A 25,191-nucleotide genomic window follows, 5' to 3' on the forward strand; every position below is an offset into this window, starting at 1 on the left:
ATGCGTTCAGGAAACAAATTGCATTATTTTATGCTGGCTGATTCCAGGTACTGCTGTGCATAGGCAACCCAGTCCTTCGAATCCTTCAGTACCACGGCCGGCTTCACGCCCGTGTTATCCACGCCCTGTCCCTTATCGATCCGCCGGTTCCTGCTCGTAGGATATCCCACTACAAATGGCAGCGTCCTGAATTTCGCTACCCGCACATTAGCGTAATCCGCAATCCCGGCGCTGGGCACGCCCATCAGCGTGGTTTTCTTACTTTGCTTCGCCTGCAGCAAAAATTCTTCCGTAGTGCTGGCGCAACCGCCGTCCATCAGTACCACTACTTTTTTGGGAGTAGGTTCATTCACCGGCACTTTTTTCCAGGTATCCCTGGAAATGGCTACCATCCTGCCTTTGTTGGCGCTCATCGTATCTACTACTTTTTGCAGGGCGGCCTTCGTATCTGCCGGCATGTTGGCATCCAGGAGTTCTTTCCAGCTGTTGATATTGTCTTCCGTCGCCCATACATCGGCGCCGGTTATACGAATAGAATCCGTGTACAGTAAAGGGCTTACCGGCGCAAATGCCGCATCGCTGCCGCCGCCGTTGCCACGCACGTCAATGATGAGGTTGGGATGCGCGGCCAGGGCCTGCTGATGCGCTTTCATAACACTGTCGATCGCACGCAGCTGATCCTGCTCAAAAGATGCCATGCGCAGGTAATAAGTTTTATCGGAAAGCTTTTTAGCGAAGGTGGCTGGCGGTGCGGCCTCCGCTTGCTGTGCAGCAGGCTTGCCCACGCTTTCCCGGATCCATTTACCAAAGGAATTACTATTGGTAACAAGACTGATGTTTTTCAGCAGTCCCATGTCCGTATATTCGAAACCGTTAAACACATAGTTCACCGTATCGTACTTCAGCTCCATCACAATATCCCCTTTGCGCCACTTGTTGTCGTTCGATAACAATACCTGCGCTACGTAATCCCTGAATTTATTTTTCGATTCCGTAACGGCAATGCGCAGAGTACCTTCTTCATTCCAGAAAATGCCTTCCGGGCCGGTGGAGGTCTTCAGGCGGGTGATGGTCCAGCCGCTGAGGGGCACAGGCTCTACTTCCTTGCGGGCTGCGCGGGCGCGCGCAATGGCCGGCAACGCATGACGGCTGTTATCCGCAGGCCGGTCCAGGATCAGGTGACCATCATGGAACCAATCGATATATTGTTTGACAAGAAACAGGCAGTAGGTAGGCCTTACCGCTTCCGGAGCCAGCTGCTCCAGGCTGTTCACCAGGCTGTCGTACGATTTACTGCCGTATAATTTTACTTTATCGTTGAATCCGGAATAATTGGTTTCCACTTTTTGCCTGATGTACTTAAATTCAGCAGCACAATCGCAGGCGGGAGCTTGCGCATAAGCGCTGCCGGCTGCCATCAGCAGGATAAATATGGACAACTTAATTTTCATAGGAGGTTTGGTTTATTACAAAATAAGGCTTTTCAGACCTCAAATATGGGAATTTTTTGTAATTAATCAAGATTTTCCTGGTCAGGCGGTATCCCCTGCTGTATTTTCAGTATCCTCTTCTTTGCGCCGGGGTGCAGCACCAGGCCTACCAGCATGCCGCTGACGAGCCCTCCGATATGCGCCGCGTTATCAATCCCTCCGCTGAGGCCCCACAGCAGGTTATACCCGATCAGGATGAGGATATTATAGAGCTGCCGTTTGGCGTATTCATTTTTATAGGCCTTTGCCAGGAATACCACGCACATGCCGAACAGGCCGAAGATAGCCCCGGAAGCACCCACACTCACCGTATCCGGATGCCAGGCTATACTGGCGGCGCTGGCTACTATCCCGGAGACCAGGTAGGCTATAAGCAGGCGTTTACCGCCGAGGAGCGGTTCCAGGAAAGCCCCGGCAAACGCAAGTCCAAACATATTGGAAGCCATGTGTACCAGGCCCCCATGCAGGAAGGTGCTGGTAAGTAAGCGCCACCACTCCCCGTTTACGGTGAAAGGCCTGTAATTGGCGCCCCAGCGCAGGAGGTCATCCGCCCGGAAGGCCATCGCGCCTAGTCCGGCCGCCACCATCGCCAGGTACACCCCGATGTTGATATACATCAGTGCCGGCGTAATATAATAGCCTTTATGGGGCTTCAGGAAAGAAGGCTGGGAAGGGCGTACCGGCCTTGTCCGGCCTTCCGCAGGATCAGTTGCGCCGCCGCCCCGGCGCGGGCGATGCCAATCATTACCATAAGCGCTTTCATCCGGTTTTATTTTCGTGTACACGACAATGGCCACCCAGGCTATCAACCCAAGCAGGAAAGTCAGTACCGTCCAGATAATGGAAGGAGTATGCTGCGCAAAATCGCCAAAGCGGGGTTGCAACAATATTTTTCCGCTGCCCGCAAACGCTTTGTTTTCATCAATGGCGGCCAGCCATGCCTCTTTATCCTGGCCGTTGGGCACCTTTTCCAGGTAGCTGAAGTGGTGCACATCCAGGCGATCAAACTGCCGCTGGCTTTCGCCTGCAAACTGCCTGAACTCCTGCTGCTTCTCTTCCGGGCTTAATTTGTTGCTGATCGTCTTGCTGTATTTGAGCGCATACCAGGCCACGGTCCGGTGGCTGGCAGTATCCGCAGGTTGGTCGTAAACAGGCAGCACTACATACAGGTACATCTTAAAGTCTGCATTCATTCTGCCGGCAACTTCCGCATCATTTACCACCCCTGCATTTACTTTGTCTATATAGGATTGGGTGAGATGATAATATTTCGCAGGGGGTACTTTCGTAATGTCTGATATCACTTTCAGGCTGGTCAGCCTGCCGGTGGCAGCGGTCATATAGGACTGGGCCAGTACGGTAGGCGCGCTCATGGCCAGCCAGAGAAACAATTGGATCAGGAATACCTTATTCTCAGGATTTCGCAGCTGTAATTTCAACAAACGCTCCCTGAAAAAGATAAGGATAGGAATCCAGGCCAAACCCATAGGCGCCCAGTATTCCAGCACATCCTGGTCTACCTCAAATAATTCAAACCTGATGAAAAACAGCCAGTGGCAGGCCGTGTATATAAGTAAGTAGGAAATGGCGACTATCAGGTACGGCCATACGAAAACCCGTAATTTCTCTTGCAGCTGATCCATGTTCTAAACGTTTGGGCTACTGCAAAATACGGATTTTCGCTTACCCCTAGAGCTTATTGGAATATTCTTCCAATGTCCTGCGCTCTTCGCTGGTCAGGCTGATCATTCCCTTGCGCTGAATTTTCTCCAGGATGGCATCCACCTGCTTCTCCCGCCGGGCTTTATCAATACGGTACTGGTCATCAATACTGCGGTATGGTTGATGTTGCCGGAAGAAGTTGTTGCGGATGAGGAGGATGTAAGGTCTGGTAAGTACAATATAGATGAAAAAGATACAGGGCAACAGTATCGCAGCAATGTACAGGTAGTGGACCTGCAATATCGCCGGATGTAAGGCTATCATCACCAGCAGCCCTGTGACAGCGCCCGCCAGGTGCGCTTCATGGCCGATATTATCCGACTGCGAACGGATGCCGTAGATGGAAATAAAAATATACCCGATAGCGTATAACCATCCCGGTAAGGACAGGATACCGAGTATATTCACATACATATCAGGCGTATAGGCAATGGCCGCAAACACCACGCCTGCCACGGCGCCACTGGCCCCTACCGCGCTGTAATCCCCGTGATGGCGGTGGATAAACAAAGCGAACAGCTGACCGCCGGTTAAGCTGGCAAAGTAGATGAGAAACAGCTGCCATGCTGGAACGACATACACCAGGTCCGCAGCAAAAAAATAAAACGACAGCATATTCACTACCAGGTGGCCCCAGCCCACATGCAGAAAGCCTGCTGTAATCACGCGCCAGTACTGACGTTGCAGCAATACCTTCTCCACAACAAATTGATATTTGTGAAAGAAATACTTATTCCGGAATCCCTTAAAGGAAAAGACAACATTGGCAAGGAGCAGCAAAATCACGACCAGCGCGGCATTCATAGGTAAGGTTTTAAAACGGGTTGCGAATGTAAAAATGCAATTATTTTCTTTTTTTAAAAATAATTTTGGTGGAATGAAATTATTGTTGCTATATTTGCAACCCCAAACGGGGAACAAAAACGGCTCAAAAGGCCGCCAGTAGTGAGGATCAGTAGTTCAGTTGGTTAGAATGCCGCCCTGTCACGGCGGAGGTCGCGGGTTCGAGTCCCGTCTGGTCCGCAAAACTTTTTCAAGGAATGGACATCAGGTCCGTTCCTTTTTTTTCTCTCATAAGGGCAGGTTCCAGAGTGGCCAAATGGGGCGGACTGTAAATCCGCTGTCTACGACTTCATAGGTTCGAATCCTATCCTGCCCACCAATTCTACCCTGTGGAACTATAAAAATGGAGACCGTTGGTCTCCATTTTTTTTTATCTTAATACAGCACCCTGAAGCTGATTGTATTGTCCACTTTCTTCAAAGCCTTCAGCAGCACCTTATCATAATCCGAACGTATATCCGCTATCACATACCCGATATGATCGTTGGTCATCAGGTACTGCGATACAATGTTGATCTTGTGATCGGCAAACACCTGGTTGATGCTGGCCATTACGCCGGGCACATTCTTATGGATATGAATGCAGCGATGCACGTTGGATACCGCCGGCAGCTGGATATTCGGGAAATTCAGGCTCTTGAAGGAATCCCCGTTATTGATAAAACCGGTGATGCGTTTCAGTACGGATGCCGGCTTCTTGAAATCGTCAAACACGATCACTCCTTTTTGCGTGCAGGCGGCCACCGGCAACGCTTTGGACGCCTTGCCCATATAGGCGATCAGCTTCAGTTTGGAAGCGGCTTCGAGTACCTCTTCTCCGATCTTTTCCTTTCCGCCGGCAACGAGGATGCGCGCCTTCGCTACGTTCTCTGCATCAGCCTTCTCCACCTGCTTCACCGTATATCCTTCCTTCTTCAGCTGTTTGATCACCTGCTCCGGCACCTGCGCAGTTACCACGCAATGAATCCTGTTTTTTGGATAAGAAATAGCAGCGGGCAGGTTGTTGATGTAGAGGAATTCATCGAGGCTCGGCGTCACATGGTCCGCCTTCTCTACTACCGATTTTCGGGAAATATTCTCTGTAAACGCGTAGAACTTTTTGATCATTCCAAACTCCTTGAGCTGGAAATCGGAATAACCGTCCCCAATCCCGTGAATTTCCCCCTGCAGCTGCAACTCCTTCAGCAGCTTCACTTTGCCGCCTTCGAAGGACAGCGGGTTGGCTTCATCGTAGCCGATGATTTTTCCTGCTTCATCAAAAACAAAGGTATTGGCGTAAATATTTTCTTTACGGATATGATAAGGCAATACTACCGGTGTGATGAATTCTTTAAACCCGCCTGATACGATCAGCACATCGTCCGCATGGTGTTTAAAAAAGTTTTTATTTCTTGCGAAAGACGGAGAGACCAGCGTTTTCAAATGTTTCACGAGCTGCTTCAGGTGCGTTTTGTTGGCTTCCAGGAGCTTCACCCTTCCTGCCAGGCTTTCCCTGAACGATAACTTCCCTTCCATGGCCTGGTTCGTGAGGTCTTCAATCTTCCTGTAAATCAGTTCGCGATCCGGGTGGTCCTGCAATGAAATGCGGGCCAGTTCGTCCAGCGCCTCCACCTGGGTAAAGGTGCTGTCGAAATCTATGATGTAGTATTTTTTATTCACTGACGCCTTTATTTTGAATAGAAGCACAAAAGTAATAATCAGGCTTTTCTTTTTTTGGAGAATGTTTACAGTAGGTTAATGATAAGTTAACATATGTTCTTTTCGCTACCCGGTATCTTTGCGCCCAAAAAAATGAAGAAGATGTTGCTGCTGGGCGCGCTGCTGGCCGCCGGCGTTAGTACTTACGCGCAAAAGGCATCGCATGTGGTGCTGATCACCATCGACGGTTTCCGCCCTGAATTTTATACAGACGCCTCCTGGGGCATGTTCAACCTCCGCCACCTGAAAGAGAACGGCGTGGCTGCCGACGGCGTAAATTGTATCTTCCCCAGTGTTACCTACCCGGATCATACTTCCATTATAACCGGCGTTGCACCGGCCAAACACGGCGTGTACTACAATGCCCCGTTCGAGCCTGCCGGCGCTACCGGCCGCTGGTACTGGCACTACGAAGCCATTAAAACGCCTACCCTGTACGACCTGGTGCGCAAAGCCGGTAAAACTTCCGCCAACGTTATCTGGCCGGTAACCGTTGGAGCGCCGGTAGATTATAACCTGCCGGACATCTGGCCCACCGGGAAAAGTAAAGACCGCCGCGAGGTGACAGCGGCCGCCTGTACGCCGGCCGGCCTCTGGAAAGAAGTGCAGGACAACGCCACCGGCGCCCTCGCCGCTGCCGACATCACCATGGAAAACGGGGAGCTGATCATGGACGAAAACGTTGCCCGCATCGGCGCTTACCTCATCCGGACGTATAAGCCGGCGTTCACCACCCTGCACCTCCCCTGCGCTGATCATTATGAACACGAGGAAGGCCGCGACGGGCTGCTGGTGCGTAAAGCCGTAGCCGGGGCCGACAGAGCGCTGGGCACCGTCATCGAATCCCTCAAACGGGCAGGCATATACGATAGCACCGTCATCATCGTCACCGGCGATCATGGCTTCGTAAACGTGAAACAGGTGTTTTCGCCCAATATCCTGCTGGCGAAAAATGGACTGATGAATAACCCCTCTACCGGCGACTGGAAAGCGCAGTTCCACACCAGCGGCGGCGCTGCCTTCCTGCATCTGAAAGATAAAAACGACGCCGCCACCCTGCAACAAGTAATCGCCCTGCTCAAAGCTTTGCCGGCTAACCAACAGGCACTGTTTAAAATCATCGATCAAAAACAACTGGCACAGGTAGGCGCAGATCCGAATGCAGCCCTTGCACTCGCAGCCAGCGACGGGGTGAACATCTCCGGTACGGCTAAAGGCGAACTGGTGAAAGCCGGTAAAGGCGGCGCACATGGGTATTATCCTGACTTCAGGGAAATTCAAACAGGATTCGTGGCCTTCGGCCCCGGCCTGAAAAAAGGTGTAACAGTAAGAGAGATGAATGTGATGGACGTAGCGCCCGTAGTAGCAAAACTCCTGGGATTATCCTTCGGTGAAATCGATGGCAAAATACCTGCCGGTATCCTCGAATAAAAAACGAAATGAAATATTGCTGACCGGGTTCTCTGCTACAGCAGGGTAAACCCGGTTTTTCTATTCAAACTCATAAGCAAAATTCAATATCACCCGGTTACGCTCATCCGGGTTAATAGCGAGATACCTCGCCACCTCGGCAAAGACGAATTTCTTAATATCATTCTTTACCGTACCTGCCTCCAACCGCCACTTTCCAGGCCCCACAAATTCCAATCCCTTCCCCCGTACGGCCGCAATAAGGATCATGCTTTCCAGGAGCTTCTTTTTGCTGATACGGATCTTTGTTTTGGTGATCCTGGCCGCTTCCTTAATCGCCATAATAATCCCATCCTGCACCCCTTCTATCAGCGATCCGCCGAGGAACAACTCGTAGTGATTGGCGAAAGAACGTACATACGAAGTGGTTAACCACAGGGGTTGATAGCAAAAGCTCACCTGGTAGGCATAATCCCGTATGGCCGCCTTCAGGTCGAGCCGGAAGAACGGGCTCGCATGCGGATGCTGGGCAATCGCCGTATCCAGCAGCCGGCTGATACCCTGCGGATAACAGAATACATTGCGGCGATGATCTTCCCGGTGGTCCGCAGCAATCACTTTCAGGCCGGGATAGAGATAGGCATATTTTTGCAGCAGCGCCGCCGTTTGTTCGTAATCAGGGGTAAAATCCGGGAAAATAAGCGGATCGGGGGTGAACTCGATCATCACCTGCCCCTGCAATTGCCCGCCAGGTTTTACGTTCAACACGAACTCCCCCTGCCGGCCGTCGAGCGTGATCACATCCGCCTGGTGATGGATCTCCATTTCCGTATGCAGGCACAGCGCCACCAATATGGCTACCGGCAGGGAACTGGTCTGCTGCATATCCGGCTGATCCAGGTGATAAATGCAGTTAATTAACCCGGCAGTCGCTACTTTTTTAGCATTCATCCGGATGGCCCGGGTTTCCAGGAATTCAATCTCAATAGTGGTTTCAGGCGTAATCTCAGTTAACATTTCTTCCAATACGAATTCCAGCATATTCGCAAAACCTGTAAAATGCAGGTTTCCGACAAACATCGCGGGGCGTCTGCGTATTAGCTCACTTAATTTGTTGGCTCGGGTATCCATCTCAATAAAAGGGTCAAAATCAAAAAATAAAAAATACAATATCGTTGTGCGCTACAGGATTTCTCAGGCAACCCCGTAATCTTATCGTGATAGCAGATAAATGGTCGCTCAAATTAAGGAATAACACATTTACAAAGCTGCTATTTATGGAATAATATGATGTGTATAATATTTCAATTGTCATTTTTTGAGAAGGAAAAGGAGAGTTCACCACAAAAAAAAGGCCGCAACAAGTTGCGGCCCCGGTAAAAATGAAATCTTTTACTATTAATTATACTGTGGATTTTGCTTCAATGCCGTGTTGGCATCCAGTTCTGTTTGCGGCAACGGCAGGAGTAACTGGTAATCTTCCACCTTATGACCGAGGGACTGCTGCACCTCCTTGTACTTGCCCAAACGAAGCAGGTCCCAGCGGCGATGCCCTTCCACACACAGTTCGCGGGAACGGTCGTTGACCAGCGTATCGATAAATGCCTGCGCATTCGGCGTGTTGGTCAAATTCAGCTGAAACTCCGGCGCAGTAAGTCCTGCGCGTTTCCTCACGGCATTGAGGCCGTTGAACTTGGCAGGGTCCGCGGGGTTCAGGTTATTCATCGCTTCCGACTGCATCATCAGCACATCGGCGTAGCGCAGGATCAACCAGTTGTTGCGGGCGTTGTTACTGTTTTTCGCCCATTGGGCATCCCGGTATTTGTAAATAAACGGATCTACTTTTTTGGTGCCGTCAAAATCTGAGAGGTTCCAGGCTTTACGTGTATCTGCGGCAGAGAAGTAAGCTTTCTGGAAAAACTGCGGCGTAGTCAGGAAGGAACCGGAACCGCCAAGACCCGCAGGGGAAAACATCCGCACGATGATATTCTGCGTAGTACCGGAACCGTTGGTACCAAACTGTACGCTAAAAATATGCTCCGGCCCATTCTCCTTATCACAATCAAAAACATCCGCGTAATTATCCAACAGTTTATAAACACCTGAGTTGATCACCCGGTTACAGGCATCCAGCGCATTCTGGTTATCAGTAGCTTCCTTCCACTGCGTGCTGTTGCGTTGCAGGTACACCCTTGCCAGCATGGCGGATGCAGCGCCGGAGGATACCATGCCCTTCAGGGTAATTTTATTTTCGGGAAAGCAGTTGGCTTCCGCGTACTTCAGGTCTTCAATCACCTGTTTGTACACCAGCCCGCCGTCAGTGCGTGCAGGATACATATTCGGATCATTGATAGAGGTAACAGGTTTGAGCATCAGCGGCACATCCCCGAAACTCCTTACCAGGTCAAAATAAGCCATACCACGGAGGAAATAGGCGTTACCGAGGAGGTTCTTCTTCTGCGTTTCATCCATGTCGATACCCGGCACATAGGCAATGATATCGTTGGCGCGGGAAATCAGCTTGTAGCTGTTTTGCCACCAGTTCCTGATCTCCACGTTGCCGGCGTTATAGGTGATGTTGAACATCTCCAGCCGTTCCGGCGTCTGGCCGGCGATCGGTTGTAACGCATCGCCGGAGCATTCCGTGATGATATAGATAGTACGCTGGTAATAAGCCTGCGGTTGCAATGCGCTGAGCAAGCCGTTTACGGCCGACTGTGCGTCGCTGGCGTCTGTAAAAGCATTGTCCTTAGTCAGGAAACCTTCCGGCACCTCGTCCAGCCCTTTTTTGCACGAACCAAACATTGCGGCGGCTGCCAGTAATATGATGGAAATTTGTCTTTTCATTTTTAAATAATTTTCTCTGTGAATACAATGTTTAGAATCCGAACTTAACACCTACCAGGTAGGTCCTGATGTTGGGATAAGGGTTGTAATCAATATTGAGAGAAGTATAGTTACCAAAGGAATTGGCGTAAGTATTCACCTCCGGATCAAAACCTGAGTAGTTGGTAAAGGTGTAGAGGTTTTGCACGGTAGCGTAAATGCTGGCCGACTTAAACACATCCCTGGTTATTTTAGGCAGCGGCAACTGGTAAGAGAGCGTAACTGTTTTAATGCGGAGGAAACTGCCGTCTTCTACGATATCGCTGGTTACGTTGGAACTTCTTCTCAAACCGCTTCCGATGGCTGGCAGCGTGTTGCTGGTGCCTTCCCCATGCCAGCTGTCCGTAGCCACATAGGCAAACTTATTGCTGAACACCGCCCCGTTTTCCATTTCAATACGGCTCACATTCAGGATATCCTGGCCCTGTACGCCCTGCAGGAAAATGCTGAGCGCCCACGGACCATATTTCAGGTTGGTGGTAAAACCGTAGGTGAATTTAGGGAGCGCATGACCGATGATCACCCTGTCTTTATCCGCTGAAAGTACGCCATCGCCGTTCTGATCGACATAAATCGGATCGCCGGGTTTTACGGTTTGCTTGGTACCGCTGGCTTTGATCTGATCGTCGGATTGCCAGATACCGCCAAACTGGTAGCCATAGAAGGAACCGATGGACTCTCCCACTTTCAGGATACCGGAGTTCTGCCCGCCGGGAAATACGGAGGAGCTGACGTTACCCTGCGGGATGTTATCCTGGCCGCCCAGGCTCTTAATCCTGTTGCGGTTGGTGGCAATGTTGAAAGAGCTGGTCCAGTTGAATTTTGGCGTTTCTATAATCACGCCGTTGATACCCAGTTCGTATCCCACGTTCTCCACCTTACCGATATTGGCCATAACGGTGGTAAAACCGGACGTGCTGGGAATAGCCCTGCTAAACAGGAGGTCGGATGTTTGTTTGTTATAATAGTCAGCCGTGAGGGTCAGCCGGTTGTTCCACAGCCCCAGGTCAAAACCGAAGTCAAAAGCGCTGGTGCTTTCCCATCCCAGGTCGGCATTGCCGAGGTTATTGGCGGAAGTGCCTACCACGCGGCCCTGGCTGAGGATATAGGAATTGGTGGTGTACTGCTGCAGGGAGAGGTAAGGATCAATGCTCTGGTTACCTACGGTACCATAGCTGACGCGCGCCTTCAGGTCGCTGATCTGTTTTACATTCTTCAGGAACGCCTCATCAGATACCCTCCAGGCAAAAGCGCCGGATGGGTAGTAGCCCCATTTTTTATTCGGGCCAAACTTGGAAGTACCATCCGCACGCATACTCACGGTAAAGAGATACTTATCCATGAGGCGGTAGTTGATTCTTCCCAGGTAGGATTCAATCGCATTTTCAGCAGGCGATACCCTTACCGGTACGGCTGTACCCACGCTCATATTGCTGGTGCCGTATTTATTCGTTGTCAGGTTATTGATGGTATTGGTAGAACCTTCACTGCGCCAGCGCTGATAGGTATAACCTGCCAGTACGGTGAGGGCGTTATTTTTATTGATGGTCTTATCGTAAGTGAGGGTATGCTCCGTGAGATAGTTATAGGCAATGCGGTTTTCGATAGAAGCCAGCCCTTTATCCTGCGCGCCCCAGTAGGTAGTGGTAGGATGGAAGATGTCTTCCCGGGTGCTCCTGTACTCGCCCCCTAAAGTGGACCGCAGTTTCAGACCTTCGATAATCTGCCATTCGCCGAAAATATTGGCGAAGGTCCGGATCTCCTTCTGCTTGTCGGTATTCAGCATGGCGTTGGCCACCGGGTTGCCGATCTGGGAGAGGAGGTCGGCATTGGCGCCAACGAAAGTATAACTGCCATCGGGGTTATACACCGGGCCGATAGGGCTGATGCGCATCGCGTCCAGCAGCGTGCCGCCAACAGAACCGCCATTGGAGTTGATAGCTGCCAGGCCCTGGGTATTGTAGGATAAGGAAGAGTTAATGCCTACCCGTACTTTTTTGCTGATGTCGCGGGTGAGGTTAAACCGTACGGTTCCTCTTTTATAGCCGGAGTTGATAATGATACCTTCCTGGTCAAAATAGCTCGCGCCAAGGAAATACCGGGTGCCTTCGCTTCCTCCGGAGAGAGAAACGTTCGCATTGGTAATAGGCGCGGTACGGATAATTTCGTCCAGCCAGTTGGTGCCTTTGCCAAGCGTATCCAGTCCGGCCTGCGTGTACACAGGAGGTTTGCCCTGGTAGGCCATCACCGTATTCAGGTAATTCCCAAACTGGGTGGCATCCATCATTTTCAACATCCTGGATACTTCCTGCATGCCCCGGTAGAAGTCCACCGAAACGGTGTTCCTGCCTGCCGAACCCTGTTTGGTGGTAATAATCACCACCCCGTTTGCGCCGCGGCTACCATAGATAGCGGTAGCGGAAACGTCCTTCAGCACGTCTATGCTGGCGATATCAGACGGGTTGATGGTGGAGAAATCAGCGCCGGCATAACCATCGATCACGTACAGCGGATCGCTGCCGGCAGTGATGGAGTTGGTACCGCGTACCCGCACGGAAAAGGAGGCGCCGGGCTGGGCGTTGGTTTGCGTTACCTGTACGCCGCTTACCTGGCCCTGTAACAGCTGGCTGGTACCAAACACCGGCGACTTGTCCGTATTGGCGATCGGCACGGAGCTGATAGCGCCGGTGAGGTCTTTACGCTTGGCCGTACCGTAACCGATTACCACCACATCGGTGAGGGATTTTACGGCTTCTTTCAGCACGATGGTCACATTGTCGGAGGCGGCGGTGTACTGCAAGGGTTCATACCCGATGGAGGACAATTGCAGCACCGGTTTTACGCCTGCCGGAATGTTTAAGGTGAATGTACCATCGCCTGAAGTTACCGTGGCTACTTTTGTTCCGGCAACCTGTATGGTTACGCCGGGCAGGGGACTGTTATCTACCCCTGTGACTTTTCCTGTGAGCTTTTTTGTTTGGGCTGAAGTAGCGAGTACACCAAACAGCATCATAACGATTAAAAGGAATTTACGCGAGAACATAGCGCAGCTTTTTACGTGTAATTTTTATTGAAAGGCTATTATATATAGTTGGTTAGTACCAGTCGGGATAAATGTAGCAGCAATTCGGTGGACTCCTGAAAAATTTTACGGAAACGTTTGCATAAAATATCAAATTGCGCTAAATTAGTATCAGGTCCACTGAGTATGAAAAAGCGGTAAAGTCTTATGAGTGCAATCACCATTAAAATGCTTGCCAGGGAACTAAACCTTGCAATATCCACAGTATCAAGAGCGCTGATGGATAGCTATGAGATCAGTGCAGCAACAAAAGAGAAGGTCCATGCATTGGCCCGGCAGCTTAATTACCAGCCAAATCACTATGCCAGCAGCTTGCGCCGTCAACGGAGCAAAACTATTGCAGTGATTATTCCCGAAATTTCCAATAACTTCTTTTCCCACGTCATCAACGGTATAGAGTCCGTAGCCCAGGAAAAGAACTACCATGTTTTAATCTATTTTACCCACGAAAATCCGCAGAAGGAAGCGGAAGTGATACAGCATTTACTGAGCGGCAGAGTCGACGGTATTCTCATGTCCATGGCGGGCAACGGCAGCAATCACCAACACCTGCATCCCATCCGTGAACAGGGCATCCCCATCGTGTTCTTTGACCGCATCTGCGCCGATCTGGACGCGCCTACCGTTACGACGGACGATTTTGACAGCAGCGTGCTCGCTACCCGCCACCTGATGGACGTGGGTTGCAAAAAGATCGCTTACCTGTCTATCTCCCCGCACCTCTCGATCGACTGCAAACGTATGCAGGGATTTCAGCAGGCGATAGCCGACCGGCAGGGTCAGGTGGAATCCCTGTTGCTGCCTTGCGGCACGGACCCGGAGCGCAACCAGGAGCTGATTACCAACATGCTGGCCAATGAAAAACCGGATGGTATTTTCGCCTCCGTGGAAAAACTGGCCATCACCAGCTATCATGCCTGCGCTGCTTTGGGGCTGGCCATTCCAGCCGATGTGAAAATACTCAGCTTCTCCAACCTGGAAACGGCGAGCCTGCTGAATCCTGCGCTCACCACCATTATACAGCCCGCGCACGATATGGGCAAAAGCGCGGCCACCGTGCTTTTTAATATGCTGGAAAAAAGGAAAAACAGGAACTGGGAACGCAATACGGTGATCCGGTCATCGATGATTATAAGAAGGTCTACGCAAATGGCGAGCTAAGGATAGATATACTAGGCAATCCCATAAAAAATAACACCGGCGCCCCCGGTGACCATCCCCTCCATGCCCCTCCGCATATCACCATCCAGGCATAAAAAAAGACGCCCCCCATAAGGCGTCGTCTTTTATAACTCAATCCAGTGAATATACCCGCACTTTTTACACAAAGCTACCGGCACATCACCTCCTTAAAAATCAATTTTCTTCTTATCCCGCTTATCATTCTGATAACGCTTCTTGTGCATATTCCTCGGCTTCGGCCTGCGCGGTTCTGCACGCGGGGCATCCGGCGTCGCATTCCTAACCTCGGTATTAGCCGCTTCCTCGAAAGGATGGCGTAAAACGGTTATTTCCTGTTTGGTAAGACGGTGAATGCTCTTCAGGTAAGCTCTTTCCTCCTGGTCACAGAAAGAGAGGGCAATACCGGAAGCGCCGGCCCTGCCTGTACGCCCGATACGGTGTACATAGGTTTCCGCCACATTCGGCAGGTCGTAGTTGATCACATGTTCCAGCGCATCCACATCAATCCCCCTGGCCGCAATATCCGTTGCTACCAGCACGCGCATACGGCCGCTTTTGAAGTTGGCCAGCGCCAGCTCGCGGGACGACTGCGACTTATCCCCGTGCAGCGCATCGGCGGTAATCCCCCGGCGCTTCAGGTTCTTCGCAATCCTGTCCGCCCCATGCTTGGTTTGCGTAAACACGATGGTGCGGTCAATATCTTTATTCTTCAGGATCAGTTCCAGCAAAGCCTGTTTATCCTTCTTACGGATGTAATAAACACCCTGCTCCACCCTTTCGGCAGTGGAAGATACAGGCGTTACCGTTACCTTTTCCGGTTTATAGAGTAAGGAGCCTGCCAGCTGCGCAATTTTAGGCGGCATGGTGGCGGAAAAGAACAAAGTTTGCCTTTCCGCAGGCAGTTCCTTGATGATTTTTTTGATATCGTTGATAAAACCCATGTCCAGCATGCGGTCCGCTTCATCCAGCACAAATACCTCCAGGTAGTTCAGGTAGATGATACCCTGGTTCATTAAGTCCAGCAGCCGGCCCGGCGTCGCAATCAGGATATCCGTACCGCTACGCAGGGAAATCACCTGTTTATGCTGCGGTACGCCGCCAAAAATTACGTCGTGCTTCAGGCCCGTATGCTTGCCATAAGCGGTAAAGCTGTCCCCTATCTGGGAAGCCAGTTCGCGTGTAGGCGTCAGGATGAGTGCGCGGATATGCTTATACCCCTGGGATGACCATTTTTCATTGTACAGTCGCTGCAAAATAGGAATTGCAAAAGCTGCTGTTTTACCGGTGCCGGTCTGGGCGCAACCCAGCAGATCTTTTCCGGTTAATACAATAGGAATGGATTGTTCCTGTATCGGGGTTGGGGTCGTATAGCCTTCGGCTTTTACGGCTTTCAAAATGGGTTCAATAAGCCCTAGTTGATCAAATTGCATGTTTAATAATTTAACCCGGGATGTGCGTCGGGGGTGACCGGATTAGCTATTACAAAAAATGTGAAAGTTTATCTGGTCTGTTATGAATACGTTACAGGATTATTTCCCTGTACAGATGACCAATGAGGAGAGCAAGTTTTTCAGGTTGTATGCTATTATCTCAAAAGACAGATGCAAAGATACGAGATTTCAATCATTCATCAGTGTTAAAAGTAAGGCCCCCTGGCAGGGGGGCCTCAAATAGTGTTACTTCCCTGACGGCGGCGCCTGAGGGCCTTTGCTGTCGGCAGGCTTGCTCTGCGGCTCTTCGTTGCCATGGTGACAGGTATAACAGGTCACTGTCATCGGCTCGGAGCCTTTGAAAAATTTCTTGTTAATACGGTTGGTCATACGCATCATATCGCGTGCTACTCCCTTATGCGGATTTTCGTCACTGGCGAAATCCATGTGCTTGGGATCATCTTTGGAAGGGGCATGGCAGAAACCACACTTTACACCCAGGGCATTGTTGAAGTTGCGCATTACAACAATCAGCTCTTCATGACTGATGTTTTTTGGTAGAACCTTCAGGTTCTTGGGCTTCTCCGGTTCCTGTGGCAGCGACAGGGAGCAAAGCGCCCCGGCAGTCACAAAGGCAGCGGCTAATAAAGCCATGCTCTTTTTGATTTTCATGACCATGAAATTTTATGATTAAATAGCTTCCTTTATATTTGGAAATCTACAAAAAAAACTCATATCGCAAAATATTGAATAGATAAACTGCGCAATTATCGGGTTTACCGGCAGCAACACCCACCCTACCTTTGTGTTAAAAGTGAATGCTATGGACAATTATGATAAAGTGGCACTCGCCATCGAATACATCAAAACACATTTCAAGGAACAGCCGGACCTCCGGGAAATAGCAGCTGCCGCACACCTCAGCCCCTATCATTTCCAAAGGGTTTTCGCGGAATGGGCAGGCGTATCCCCGAAAAAATTCCTGCAGTTCCTCACGCTGGACTATGCCAAAACCCTGCTCAAACAGCAGAAAGCCACCCTCCTGGATACGGCATTTGAAACAGGCCTCTCCGGCACTGGCAGGCTGCACGACCTTTTCATCAACATCGAAGGCATGACCCCGGGGGAATACAAGAACGGCGGCAAGGCATTACAAATCAACTACAGCTTTGCAGAAAGCCCGTTTGGCAACGTGATCGTGGCCAGCACCAGTAAAGGCATTTGCTATATGGCCTTTGCGGAAGATGAAAGCGCCGGCTTTGCCGGACTCGTACAAACCTTTCCGGCAGCCACCTTCCGGCAAATGACGGATATGATACAGCAACATGCGCTCTATATTTTCACGCACGACTGGAACAGCTTATCCGACATCAAGCTGCACCTCAAAGGCACGCCCTTCCAGCTCAAAGTATGGGACGCCCTCCTGCACATCCCGCTGGGACAGGTAAGCACCTATTCGGACATTGCGCAGCAAATCAATCATCCTAACGCCTCCCGGGCCGTTGGCACCGCCATTGGCAGCAACCCGGTGGCATTTCTCATACCATGCCACCGCGTTATCAGAGCCAACGGGGAAACCGGCAGCTACCACTGGGGCGCTACCCGCAAACACGCGATACTGGGCTGGGAGGCCGCTAATATCTCCCCGGAAAAAGACATATGATACACCACCAACAACTGGGCAATACCCCTTATAAGCGCAGCAAACAACTCCTGCTGCTTATACAGTCAGGCGCCATCACCCTCGGCGGCAATAAAAAACTGAAAATATACGGTAGCCTGCAATGCAGCTCGGGCAAACGCATGAAAACGGAAAACCGGGTATTTTTCAGGGATGAAGCGGAAGCCAGGCAGGCGGGTTACAGAGCGTGTAAGCATTGCATGAAGCAAGGGCCTGCCGGCGTGTAATAACCATAACGCTTGCAAGCCTGCTGCCAAACACAAGGCCCCGCATGTCCCCCTTGCACAAAAACCATTACCCCCTAAAACGGAATGTCCCCCCCTTGGGAAGGGAGGGACTCCATTATTGCTTATGAATAAGACCAGCATTGGAAAATGCCGCGCCGCTACAAAGAGGAAACAAAAACTTTACTGGTTATCCACACAAAGCTTGTTGTACACCAGCTCGTCGGATGATATCGGCCAGATGTAGGCGGAAGAGGTAGGCGGCACCGCTACATAAGTAGCCCGGGCGGCAAAGGTGGCGCCCGTCCGCGTTACTTCCATACTCCTGAAACCTTCTCCCAGTAATTCAATATGTTTTTCGTTAAGAATCGCATCTATCAACGCCTGCTGCGTAGTAAGGGTAGCGGCAGTAAATGTCACCGTAGGATCTGAACGGTGCCTTACCGCATTCAGCAGCTCCAGCGCCCCGGCATCCACGCCGGTATTCAGCCTGGCCTTCGCTTCCGCCAGGTTGAGCAGCACCTCCGCATAACGGATGATCGGCGCCCAATCCGTAAACGGACTCGGAACAGCGTATTTAGTCATGTAATACTTGCTGCCTACTGCTGTCAGCAACTTACGGCGGGCATCCCCGTCCTTCCAGCCCTTGTCGGAAATAATTCCGGTAGGCAACAGGGAGTACTCACCGTTACCCTGCAATGGCGGCGCTTTCGGGGTAAAGTAATAACCCAGCTGCGTCTGCGTACCAGGGTAATCGCCCACGGTACTGGTAAATGGCAGGGAAAATATAGACTCTGAAGTCGTGTAAGGCAACTGGAATACCTTCGCTATCTCCGGCACCAGGGCATGGCCGCCAGGGGAAGTAAACGGCGCTGCCGCACTCACCAGCTTGGCCCCTTCCGCCACCACTTTATCATACTGCCCCATGTGCAGGTACACCCGCATCTTCAATGCCACCACCGTATAGTAGTTGGCGTGAGTCACCGCTGCCGTGCTGCCGGCATTTACCTTCGGCAATGCGGCTTCCGCTTCGTTCAGGTCCTTGAGGATCTGCGCATAGGTTTCGGCCGTGGTGCTCCTGGCTTTGGAATAATTCCCCTTGTCCTTATGTCCTTCCGTGTACAGGATCAGCCCCGGTTTGCTGCCATTGCCATCCCAGTAAGGGCGGGCAAACAGCTGCAGCAGGCTGAAATAGGAAATTGCGCGTACAAACTTGGCTTCCGCCACATAAATTTTACCGAGCGAATCCCCTACCACTGAATTTCCTTTCGCCGCCATCCCGTCAATAAACAGGTTGGCGTTGTTGATGGCAAGGTAGCCCTGGCTCCAGATCTCCTTCACTTCCTGCACCTCGTTACCTACAATGCGCTTCCAGGTGGCTTGCAGCGTCACGTTGTTGGCGCGCTCATTCAGGTAATCCTCTCCCCGCACTTCATTGGCGATCTGGAATTTTCCACCGAGGAAGCGGCCGTGTTTCAACACGGTGTACAAACCGTTGTACTGGCTCGCGATGCGCTCCTTCGTTTCAAATACCATGTAGTCCGGCATGTCCGAAGCCGGCCGCGGGTCCAGCTTATCCTTCTGGCAGGAGGATGCCAGTACGGTAGCTAACAGTAATGTATATACGCTGATTTTTTTCATCTTCATGCTGTTTAGAAATTAACATTTAAACCTACCGTAACGGTACGTCCGTTTGCCAGTGTGTTGCGGTCAATACCCTGACCGGAAGCGTTGTTACCATTGGAGGATACTTCCGGATCCGGACCCGGATACTTCGTCCAGATGGCCAGGTTCTGCGCCTGCGCATATACTCTCACACCGGAGAGATGCGCCAGCTTCACCACATCTGACGGGAGGTTATAACTTAAGCCAACATTTCTCAGTTTGATGAAATCGCCTTTAAACACGTTTGCTGAAATCGCATAGGCGCTACCGTTAGACACGTTGTCGCCGTTGATCAGGCGCGGAATATCCGTAACGTCGCCGGGCTTCTGCCACCTTCTCAGCACATCGGTGCTGTTGTTCCAGTAACGCTGGTCCCTCAGACCCGCATTGGAACCGTAATACACGGAGAATCCAGCCTGGTAGGTCAGCAATACATTCAGCTCAAAACCTTTATACCGGAAGGTATTATCCCAACCGCCGAGGAATTTCGGATTGGTGTTGGCATAAGGCTGCGCCGTTTTGGTACCGAGCGTTTGAGCAGGTTTACCATCCAGGTAGGTGTAAGCGCCCGTAATGGGGTTATATATCTCTGCCTCGCCCTGCGGATTATACAGGATACGCATACCGGTGGCAGGGTCCACGCCGCCCGCAGGCACGCAGTAAATCATACCTACCGGGTAGCCTACCTTATTAATGGAAGTTTGTTCCAGGGAGCTGGTGGTAAACGGAAGCTCCGTTAACCCGTCCGCCAGGGCAGTGATCTGGTTTTTGTTATAGCTGAAGTTAAAATTGGTATTCCAGCTAAATCCTTTGATATCCAGCACAGTGGCGTTTACAGAGGCTTCTATCCCTTTGTTGAACATAGAGCCCACGTTGGCCGGAACGGTAGATGGCAGCCCTGAAGATGGCGGATGGGACAGGTAGAGGATCAACCCATCGATGTTGTTATAGTAGTATGCTACTTCAAAATTGATGCGGTCTTTCAGGATACCGAAGTTGATACCCACATCTGTTTTCTTACTTTCTTCCCAACCCAGCTGGTTGTTACCGGACTGGTTAAAGTACATGGCGGTATTACCGCCATACAGCAGCGGGCGATAGAGGTACATAAAGTCGAAATCGCCTAAACCTGCCATGTTACCTACTTTACCATAGCTCGCTCTCACCTTGAAGTTGCTGAAGACGTCGCCCAGTGCGCCATCGCTCCAGAATTTCTCTTTCGCTACTTCCCAGCCGCCGCTGAAGCCGTAGAAAGTACCTTTCTTATGGCCGGGCGCCAGCGCGGAATATTGATCCTGACGGAGGTTGCCGCTCAGGAAATATTTTTCCTTATAGTTATAGTTCAAACGGGTGAAGGCGGAGAGCAGGTAGTTCTCCCTGCGTTGCAATCCGGAAGAAAGGTCGATCAGCCAGCCGCCCTGAGTGGTGTTGAAAATGTTATCAGACTGGAATTGTCTTTCCAGGCCATAACGCTCACGGGTATCGCGCTGTTGCTCCACGCCGCCCAGCAGGTTGAAGTTATGGCTGCCGAAGCTTTTTTCCAGCTGCGCGGTATTGGTCCATACCCATCTTTTCAGCTGCGTATAGGTGCTGATAGAGGAGCCTTTGGTAGACCAGCCGTCGCCGTTGATATTATTCCGGTACACGTCGTTGTTCAGGAACATATAATCGATGCCGTACACGGTTTTGAGCGTCAGCCATTCAAAAGGCTTGAGTTGCGCATAGGCAGTGGCTTGAACGTGGTTGGATTCCGTATTGGAATGATCCAGGTCCAGCAGCACCTGCGGATTGTAAATACCAGTGGTGAGGGTATTTTTACCGCCGCCGATATTGGCGTCCACTACGTTGTAGGTACCGTCGTTGTTATAAGCCGGCGTAATAGGAGCCGTCAGGAATGCTAACCTTGCCAGACCGCCGGAGTTGAACGCCTCGCCTTCCAGGGAGCCGGAGGAACCGGAGATAAGACTGTTCTCATTGCTGTAGGAAAGTTTGGTGCCTACCTGTAAGATCTTTCCTAACTTCTGATCCAGGTTAAAGAGGAGGTTCTTGCGGATAAAATCATTGCGCTTCAAAATACCTTCCTGTTTCGTATAGCCGCCGGAGAAGTAATAGGACGTAGCGTCGGAAGCGCCGGAAGCGTTGAAGCTATGGCTTTGCGACATTGCGTTCTGCCGGTACACCACATCGTACCAGTTCATATCCACCATATTGCCGTTGGCGTCTGTATTAGGCACATATAAATTGGTAGCGCTGGGGTTGCGGTTCTTGATACCCTCATTTTTGATTTCCAGGTATTGCTGCGCATTCAACAGCTTCGGCAGGCGGATTGGTTTGGTCCATCCCACCCAACCATCATAGGAAAACCTGGCTTTGCCGGCTTTTCCTTTTTTGGTGGTGATGAATACCACGCCGTTTGCAGCGCGACTACCATAGATGGCCGTAGCTGCCGCGTCTTTTGCGATTTCAATGGAGGCAATATCGCTGGGGTTCACGCTCGCGAGCGGGTTCAGCGGCGCGTTGGTGCTGCCTACGTCGCCGGTGAAAGTGGGCACACCGTCAATAATGATCAGCGGGTAAGCGCTTAACGACAGGGAGTTCACACCCCTGATACGAAATACCGGCGGGTTGTTTACCACCCCGTTCGGCACGGTGATCTGCACGCCTGTAGCGCGGCCGCCGATACCGGCTTCGAAGCTCTGGATAGGCAGTTGCGCTACCGCGCCGCCTTTGATGGAGGAGATGTTACCCGTCACTTCCTGCCGGCGTTGGGTACCATAACCCACTACCACCACTTCAGAAATTGATTTGCTGTCCAGCGCCAGTGTAACAGCGCCGAGATGATCGCCCGTAATGGGTACGAGCTTAGTTTCATAACCTACAATAGATAGTCGGAGTTGTTTGGTAGCCGCAGGTACGGTCAGCGTAAAATCCCCCTGGGCATTGGTAACCGTTCCCGTTTTACCACCGGGATAACTGATGGTTACGCCAGCCAGCACGCCCCCGGTTTCATCGGTGACACGTCCTGAAATTGTACGCTGCTGCTGGGCCATTACAGATAATGCTAGTAATAGCATGCTGGCCACCACGAGTAATAGTTTCCTCATGAAGTTCAGATTTTGGTTGAATGAATAAAAGTTGTTATACCATTCCTGGTATGATGCTACAAAGTATTTTCAGGTCAATAAATCGGTTTAGCATTGTAGATGAATAGTCACACACGGACACAATATGGCATTAGGACCATTTCCTCTAAGCATTTACAAGCAGTTAATGAATTTTTATTCCAGTAAAAAAGCAGTTTTACGTGCGCTTAAACTTAATTCAGATTTTGGTTATCACTTCGATCTCTCAATAAGCTTATACTATCGTATTAGGTTATACGATAAAAATAATAAAATATTTTATATCCAAATAAAAGTTTAAAAAATAAAAGGGTTAATCTCACGGGGCGTAAAGCAGTAGTCTTATTTACAATTATTTATATATTCATTTGCCGTCAAAATATTCCGCCCTTCCTTTTCTTGTTGGGGGGAGAAAAAAAAATGCCGCGCCGCCATAGCGCCGCGGCCCCGCCATACCAAAGCCCGGAAAATGCCGGGAGAGCGCTGCCGCCCTCCCGCCATCCTCCTACTGATAAACGCTGATGGCTACCGGCTGCCATTTTTCATACAAGCGCTTAGCGATGGTATAGCTGTCGCCCACAGGCGTACTGTTATATTTACTGCCATCCTGCTCTTCGCACCAGGCATATTCCCATCCGGACATCCGCCGGTAGAAGTCATTGGCCTCATTGGCAGGCCGTTTAAACCGGTTGTTGATGCTGTCCGTTTCCACATACCTGCCCACAGGCTTTTGCAGCTCCGCATCCAGGAAGGCAAAGAAATCCGCCCAGCGTTTGCGGTAGTAGTATTTCAACAGGCCCGCCCACTGCCGGCTGCTGTAATCAAACAACATCGCGTCCTTATCGTACGGCCCCCATACGGTCACGAGCCAGCGTGCATTGCGTTCGTACAGGTCTTTCTCCGCTTTGGTGACGCCGCATTTGCGGGCGTCCGCAATCCACTTGCCCAGCAGGAAGCTCTCATTGCTGGCCAGCAGTTCGTCCATATCGCTGATCAGGTCCAGGTACAAACGGGAAGCTATCCGGAAGGAATCTTTATTGCCGGACTGGTATGCTCTGCTCACCGCCTGCTGCAGCGGGATGCCCTGGTCCGCCAGGCACTGGCGCGTCATATCCACCAGGTCGTACTTCCAGGTAGGCAGGTCGCGGAGGGATTTGCCGGATGCCAGCATCGCCGCCGGGGCCTCCCACAAATCCTTAAAGCGGTAATTCTTTTCTGTATTCAAACCGCCGTTGGGCGATGCGCCGTTGACCTTCAGCGCAGGGCGCGCGGTAATTGTACTCTCCCTCCTGCTTTCAATGGCCGTGCCGGCATATACGGTTTTCAACAATACCTTCCAGGCGCGTTGCGTGGCCGGATCCTCCGCGCCATAACGGGCATGGATATACGACATCACCCAGTTTTCCACATCCGGCATTTTCGGATGCCAGGCCATTTCCGCGGCGGCTTCATAAATAACAGGGTTGTGCTCAATAGCCTCGGGGAAAATACCGATGCCGGTCAGGTGATGGTAAATGGTATCATGGCCGGCGCCCTGCGTCAGCTGCCGCATCACGCTGGGCAGGCTGCCGCCGGTCATCGTACTGCCGCCATAGTTATGAATCACGCCAATCACCCATTCGCTGCCCCAGAAGGCCTGGTTCTTTTTCCACTTGCCATTCAGGTCCATCACCAGCAGGCGGTCCTGCGGAATGGCCCGGGCTATCTCCTCCCGGAGGGACCAGCTTTGCATCACCACTTTCGCCTGCGGGTCCGCGCTGACTGTTACCTCATACAGCGCTTTGCCCACCTTGCCCAGGTAGCCTTCGTAGGTTTTAGGGGGCGCTCCTTCATGAAACGGATCGCCGGCATATAAATGATCGGTGCCAAAGAGCTTTGTTTGCTCCCCGATGAAAGTCTTACCCAGCCGGGCAAACAGCGGGTCCAGCGGATCCAGCTGCGCCGTGCCCGGCGGGAAGTAGCGCAGCCAGAAAGGCTTTACGGTAATATCCGCCTGCGGATAATGCCGCTTCAGCGCAATAGGTACATAACCGGTAAAGCCCTGCAGGATAGGCGTCATCCCCAGCTCCCGCTCCCGTTCCAGTATCTGCTTACCCAGCACCACGGAGCGGTCTATCCATTGCTGCGGCAAAGGCCCTGCCCAGCTTTCAATATTGGTCATCCATTGCCAGGCAAAGAATGCCGGCCCTACGAGGAAGCTGCGGATCTCCTCGTCGCTCATGCCAAACTTACGCAGCGTCTGCTGCCATACGGCCTCCTGGCCGGTAATGGCCAGCGGCATGTTGATGCCGTTCATCGCCATCCAGTCGATCTCCCGCTGCCAGCGCTCCCAGTCCCACCAGGGCGCGGTATAGCTGAAGGTGCAATAGTTCAGGTACACCCGGTGGTCGTACGCGGTCTCCCGCTGTACCTTCTCTTTTACCTGCGGCAATACTTCAGGCATGCGGAGGTTATCGCCATTCCAGGATCGCTCGCAGTGGCAGAAATATTTAAGGTACCAGTTGAAGGCAGTGGCAATGCTGATCGCATTGCTGCCGCGCAGGACAACCTGGTTGCCTTTGCTTTCAATTTCAAAAACGTCCTTGCCGTTCTTTTGTGGAATAAGGGCTACTGCGAAGCGGTCCGCATAGGCGGGCAGTACCCTTTTAATAAGGTTGGAAGCTGCTGCTGTTGGCGATGGCGCCGCATAGGCGCATGTACTAACGCCACAGAGCAATAGTGCATACAAAAAGTTTTTCATTGCGTAAACGTTGGAG

Annotated in this window: 16 protein-coding genes and 2 tRNA genes; 6 read left to right on the top strand and 12 right to left on the bottom strand. The window is 51.4% G+C overall.

Features of this window, described 5'->3' with window-relative positions:
* Positions 1–23: 23 nt before the first annotated feature.
* The 3 genes from BOC67_RS03545 to BOC67_RS03555 form a co-directional block, all read right to left on the bottom strand.
* Complete coding sequence (locus BOC67_RS03545; RefSeq protein WP_291907330.1) at positions 24–1,451, bottom strand: S41 family peptidase; 1,428 nt, start codon at positions 1,449–1,451, stop codon at positions 24–26.
* A 62-nt stretch (positions 1,452–1,513) separates the two neighbouring features.
* The gene (locus tag BOC67_RS03550) at positions 1,514–3,133 is read right to left on the bottom strand and encodes a rhomboid family intramembrane serine protease (protein WP_291907332.1); all 1,620 of its coding nucleotides are present in this window, start codon (positions 3,131–3,133) and stop codon (positions 1,514–1,516) included.
* Positions 3,134–3,179: 46 nt separating this feature from the next.
* On the bottom strand, positions 3,180–4,016 hold the full coding sequence (locus BOC67_RS03555) for a rhomboid family intramembrane serine protease (protein WP_291907334.1): 837 nt from the start codon (positions 4,014–4,016) through the stop codon (positions 3,180–3,182).
* 145 nt (positions 4,017–4,161) lie between these two features.
* Between BOC67_RS03555 and BOC67_RS03560 the strand changes: the two genes are divergently transcribed.
* Together BOC67_RS03560 and BOC67_RS03565 are read left to right on the top strand one after the other, a co-directional pair.
* Positions 4,162–4,235 (top strand) — tRNA-Asp (locus BOC67_RS03560).
* A 54-nt stretch (positions 4,236–4,289) separates the two neighbouring features.
* Positions 4,290–4,374, top strand: a tRNA-Tyr gene (locus tag BOC67_RS03565).
* A 56-nt stretch (positions 4,375–4,430) separates the two neighbouring features.
* On the opposite strand, the gene BOC67_RS03570 is transcribed toward BOC67_RS03565, so the two are convergent.
* Entirely contained in the window at positions 4,431–5,714 is a 1,284-nt protein-coding gene (locus tag BOC67_RS03570) for an HAD-IB family phosphatase (protein ID WP_291907337.1), read from the bottom strand.
* Between the two features lie 132 nt (positions 5,715–5,846).
* Between BOC67_RS03570 and BOC67_RS03575 the strand changes: the two genes are divergently transcribed.
* Positions 5,847–7,184: an alkaline phosphatase family protein gene (locus BOC67_RS03575; protein ID WP_291907339.1), complete on the top strand. Its 1,338-nt coding sequence runs from the start codon at positions 5,847–5,849 to the stop codon at positions 7,182–7,184.
* 60 nt (positions 7,185–7,244) lie between these two features.
* Here BOC67_RS03575 and BOC67_RS03580 read toward each other — a convergent pair whose 3' ends face one another.
* From BOC67_RS03580 to BOC67_RS03590, 3 genes are all read right to left on the bottom strand, one after another.
* Entirely contained in the window at positions 7,245–8,243 is a 999-nt protein-coding gene (locus BOC67_RS03580) for a hypothetical protein (RefSeq protein WP_291907341.1), read from the bottom strand.
* A gap of 318 nt (positions 8,244–8,561) precedes the next feature.
* Entirely contained in the window at positions 8,562–10,010 is a 1,449-nt protein-coding gene (locus tag BOC67_RS03585) for a RagB/SusD family nutrient uptake outer membrane protein (RefSeq protein WP_291907343.1), read from the bottom strand.
* Positions 10,011–10,041: 31 nt separating this feature from the next.
* On the bottom strand, positions 10,042–13,092 hold the full coding sequence (locus tag BOC67_RS03590; protein WP_291907346.1) for a TonB-dependent receptor: 3,051 nt from the start codon (positions 13,090–13,092) through the stop codon (positions 10,042–10,044).
* Between the two features lie 186 nt (positions 13,093–13,278).
* Here BOC67_RS03590 and BOC67_RS03595 point away from each other — a divergent pair, with 186 nt between their 5' ends.
* Positions 13,279–14,292 carry a LacI family DNA-binding transcriptional regulator gene (locus tag BOC67_RS03595; protein WP_291907349.1) on the top strand — a complete coding sequence of 338 codons (1,014 nt, stop codon included), beginning with the start codon at positions 13,279–13,281 and terminating at the stop codon, positions 14,290–14,292.
* Between the two features lie 188 nt (positions 14,293–14,480).
* Here the strand turns inward: BOC67_RS03595 and BOC67_RS03600 are convergent, their stop codons facing one another.
* Positions 14,481–15,743 (bottom strand): DEAD/DEAH box helicase, encoded by a 1,263-nt coding sequence (locus BOC67_RS03600; RefSeq protein ID WP_291907351.1) that lies wholly within the window; start codon positions 15,741–15,743, stop codon positions 14,481–14,483.
* Between the two features lie 246 nt (positions 15,744–15,989).
* Positions 15,990–16,415 (bottom strand): c-type cytochrome, encoded by a 426-nt coding sequence (locus BOC67_RS03605; protein ID WP_291907353.1) that lies wholly within the window; start codon positions 16,413–16,415, stop codon positions 15,990–15,992.
* Positions 16,416–16,566: 151 nt separating this feature from the next.
* On the opposite strand from BOC67_RS03605, the gene BOC67_RS03610 reads away from it, so the two are divergent.
* Entirely contained in the window at positions 16,567–17,406 is an 840-nt protein-coding gene (locus BOC67_RS03610) for a methylated-DNA--[protein]-cysteine S-methyltransferase (RefSeq protein WP_291907356.1), read from the top strand.
* Complete coding sequence (locus BOC67_RS03615; protein WP_291907358.1) at positions 17,403–17,651, top strand: Ada metal-binding domain-containing protein; 249 nt, start codon at positions 17,403–17,405, stop codon at positions 17,649–17,651. The genes BOC67_RS03610 and BOC67_RS03615 overlap by 4 nt, the downstream gene beginning before the upstream one ends.
* A gap of 180 nt (positions 17,652–17,831) precedes the next feature.
* Here BOC67_RS03615 and BOC67_RS03620 read toward each other — a convergent pair whose 3' ends face one another.
* The 3 genes from BOC67_RS03620 to BOC67_RS03630 all read right to left on the bottom strand — a co-directional run bounded on the left by BOC67_RS03620 (position 17,832) and on the right by BOC67_RS03630 (position 25,175).
* A complete protein-coding gene (locus BOC67_RS03620; protein WP_291907359.1) occupies positions 17,832–19,295 on the bottom strand; it encodes a RagB/SusD family nutrient uptake outer membrane protein in 1,464 nt (487 codons plus the stop codon).
* A 5-nt stretch (positions 19,296–19,300) separates the two neighbouring features.
* Complete coding sequence (locus BOC67_RS03625) at positions 19,301–22,417, bottom strand: SusC/RagA family TonB-linked outer membrane protein (RefSeq protein ID WP_291907361.1); 3,117 nt, start codon at positions 22,415–22,417, stop codon at positions 19,301–19,303.
* A gap of 523 nt (positions 22,418–22,940) precedes the next feature.
* A complete protein-coding gene (locus BOC67_RS03630; RefSeq protein ID WP_291907364.1) occupies positions 22,941–25,175 on the bottom strand; it encodes an alpha-N-acetylglucosaminidase in 2,235 nt (744 codons plus the stop codon).
* Positions 25,176–25,191: the final 16 nt, after the last annotated feature.

The sequence above is a fragment of the Chitinophaga sp. CB10 genome (genome assembly GCA_001870995.2).
GTDB lineage: Bacteria > Bacteroidota > Bacteroidia > Chitinophagales > Chitinophagaceae > Chitinophaga.

Coding starts and splice junctions, on each gene's coding strand:
- BOC67_RS03590 (WP_291907346.1), bottom strand. CDS start 13,092: ATGTTCTCGCGTAAATTCCTTTTAATCGTTATGATGCTGTTTGGTGTA.
- BOC67_RS03555 (WP_291907334.1), bottom strand. CDS start 4,016: ATGAATGCCGCGCTGGTCGTGATTTTGCTGCTCCTTGCCAATGTTGTC.
- BOC67_RS03595 (WP_291907349.1), top strand. CDS start 13,279: ATGAGTGCAATCACCATTAAAATGCTTGCCAGGGAACTAAACCTTGCA.
- BOC67_RS03600 (WP_291907351.1), bottom strand. CDS start 15,743: ATGCAATTTGATCAACTAGGGCTTATTGAACCCATTTTGAAAGCCGTA.
- BOC67_RS03630 (WP_291907364.1), bottom strand. CDS start 25,175: ATGAAAAACTTTTTGTATGCACTATTGCTCTGTGGCGTTAGTACATGC.
- BOC67_RS03575 (WP_291907339.1), top strand. CDS start 5,847: ATGAAGAAGATGTTGCTGCTGGGCGCGCTGCTGGCCGCCGGCGTTAGT.
- BOC67_RS03580 (WP_291907341.1), bottom strand. CDS start 8,243: ATGTTTGTCGGAAACCTGCATTTTACAGGTTTTGCGAATATGCTGGAA.
- BOC67_RS03585 (WP_291907343.1), bottom strand. CDS start 10,010: ATGAAAAGACAAATTTCCATCATATTACTGGCAGCCGCCGCAATGTTT.
- BOC67_RS03620 (WP_291907359.1), bottom strand. CDS start 19,295: ATGAAGATGAAAAAAATCAGCGTATATACATTACTGTTAGCTACCGTA.
- BOC67_RS03605 (WP_291907353.1), bottom strand. CDS start 16,415: ATGAAAATCAAAAAGAGCATGGCTTTATTAGCCGCTGCCTTTGTGACT.
- BOC67_RS03615 (WP_291907358.1), top strand. CDS start 17,403: ATGATACACCACCAACAACTGGGCAATACCCCTTATAAGCGCAGCAAA.
- BOC67_RS03550 (WP_291907332.1), bottom strand. CDS start 3,133: ATGGATCAGCTGCAAGAGAAATTACGGGTTTTCGTATGGCCGTACCTG.
- BOC67_RS03625 (WP_291907361.1), bottom strand. CDS start 22,417: ATGAGGAAACTATTACTCGTGGTGGCCAGCATGCTATTACTAGCATTA.
- BOC67_RS03610 (WP_291907356.1), top strand. CDS start 16,567: ATGGACAATTATGATAAAGTGGCACTCGCCATCGAATACATCAAAACA.
- BOC67_RS03545 (WP_291907330.1), bottom strand. CDS start 1,451: ATGAAAATTAAGTTGTCCATATTTATCCTGCTGATGGCAGCCGGCAGC.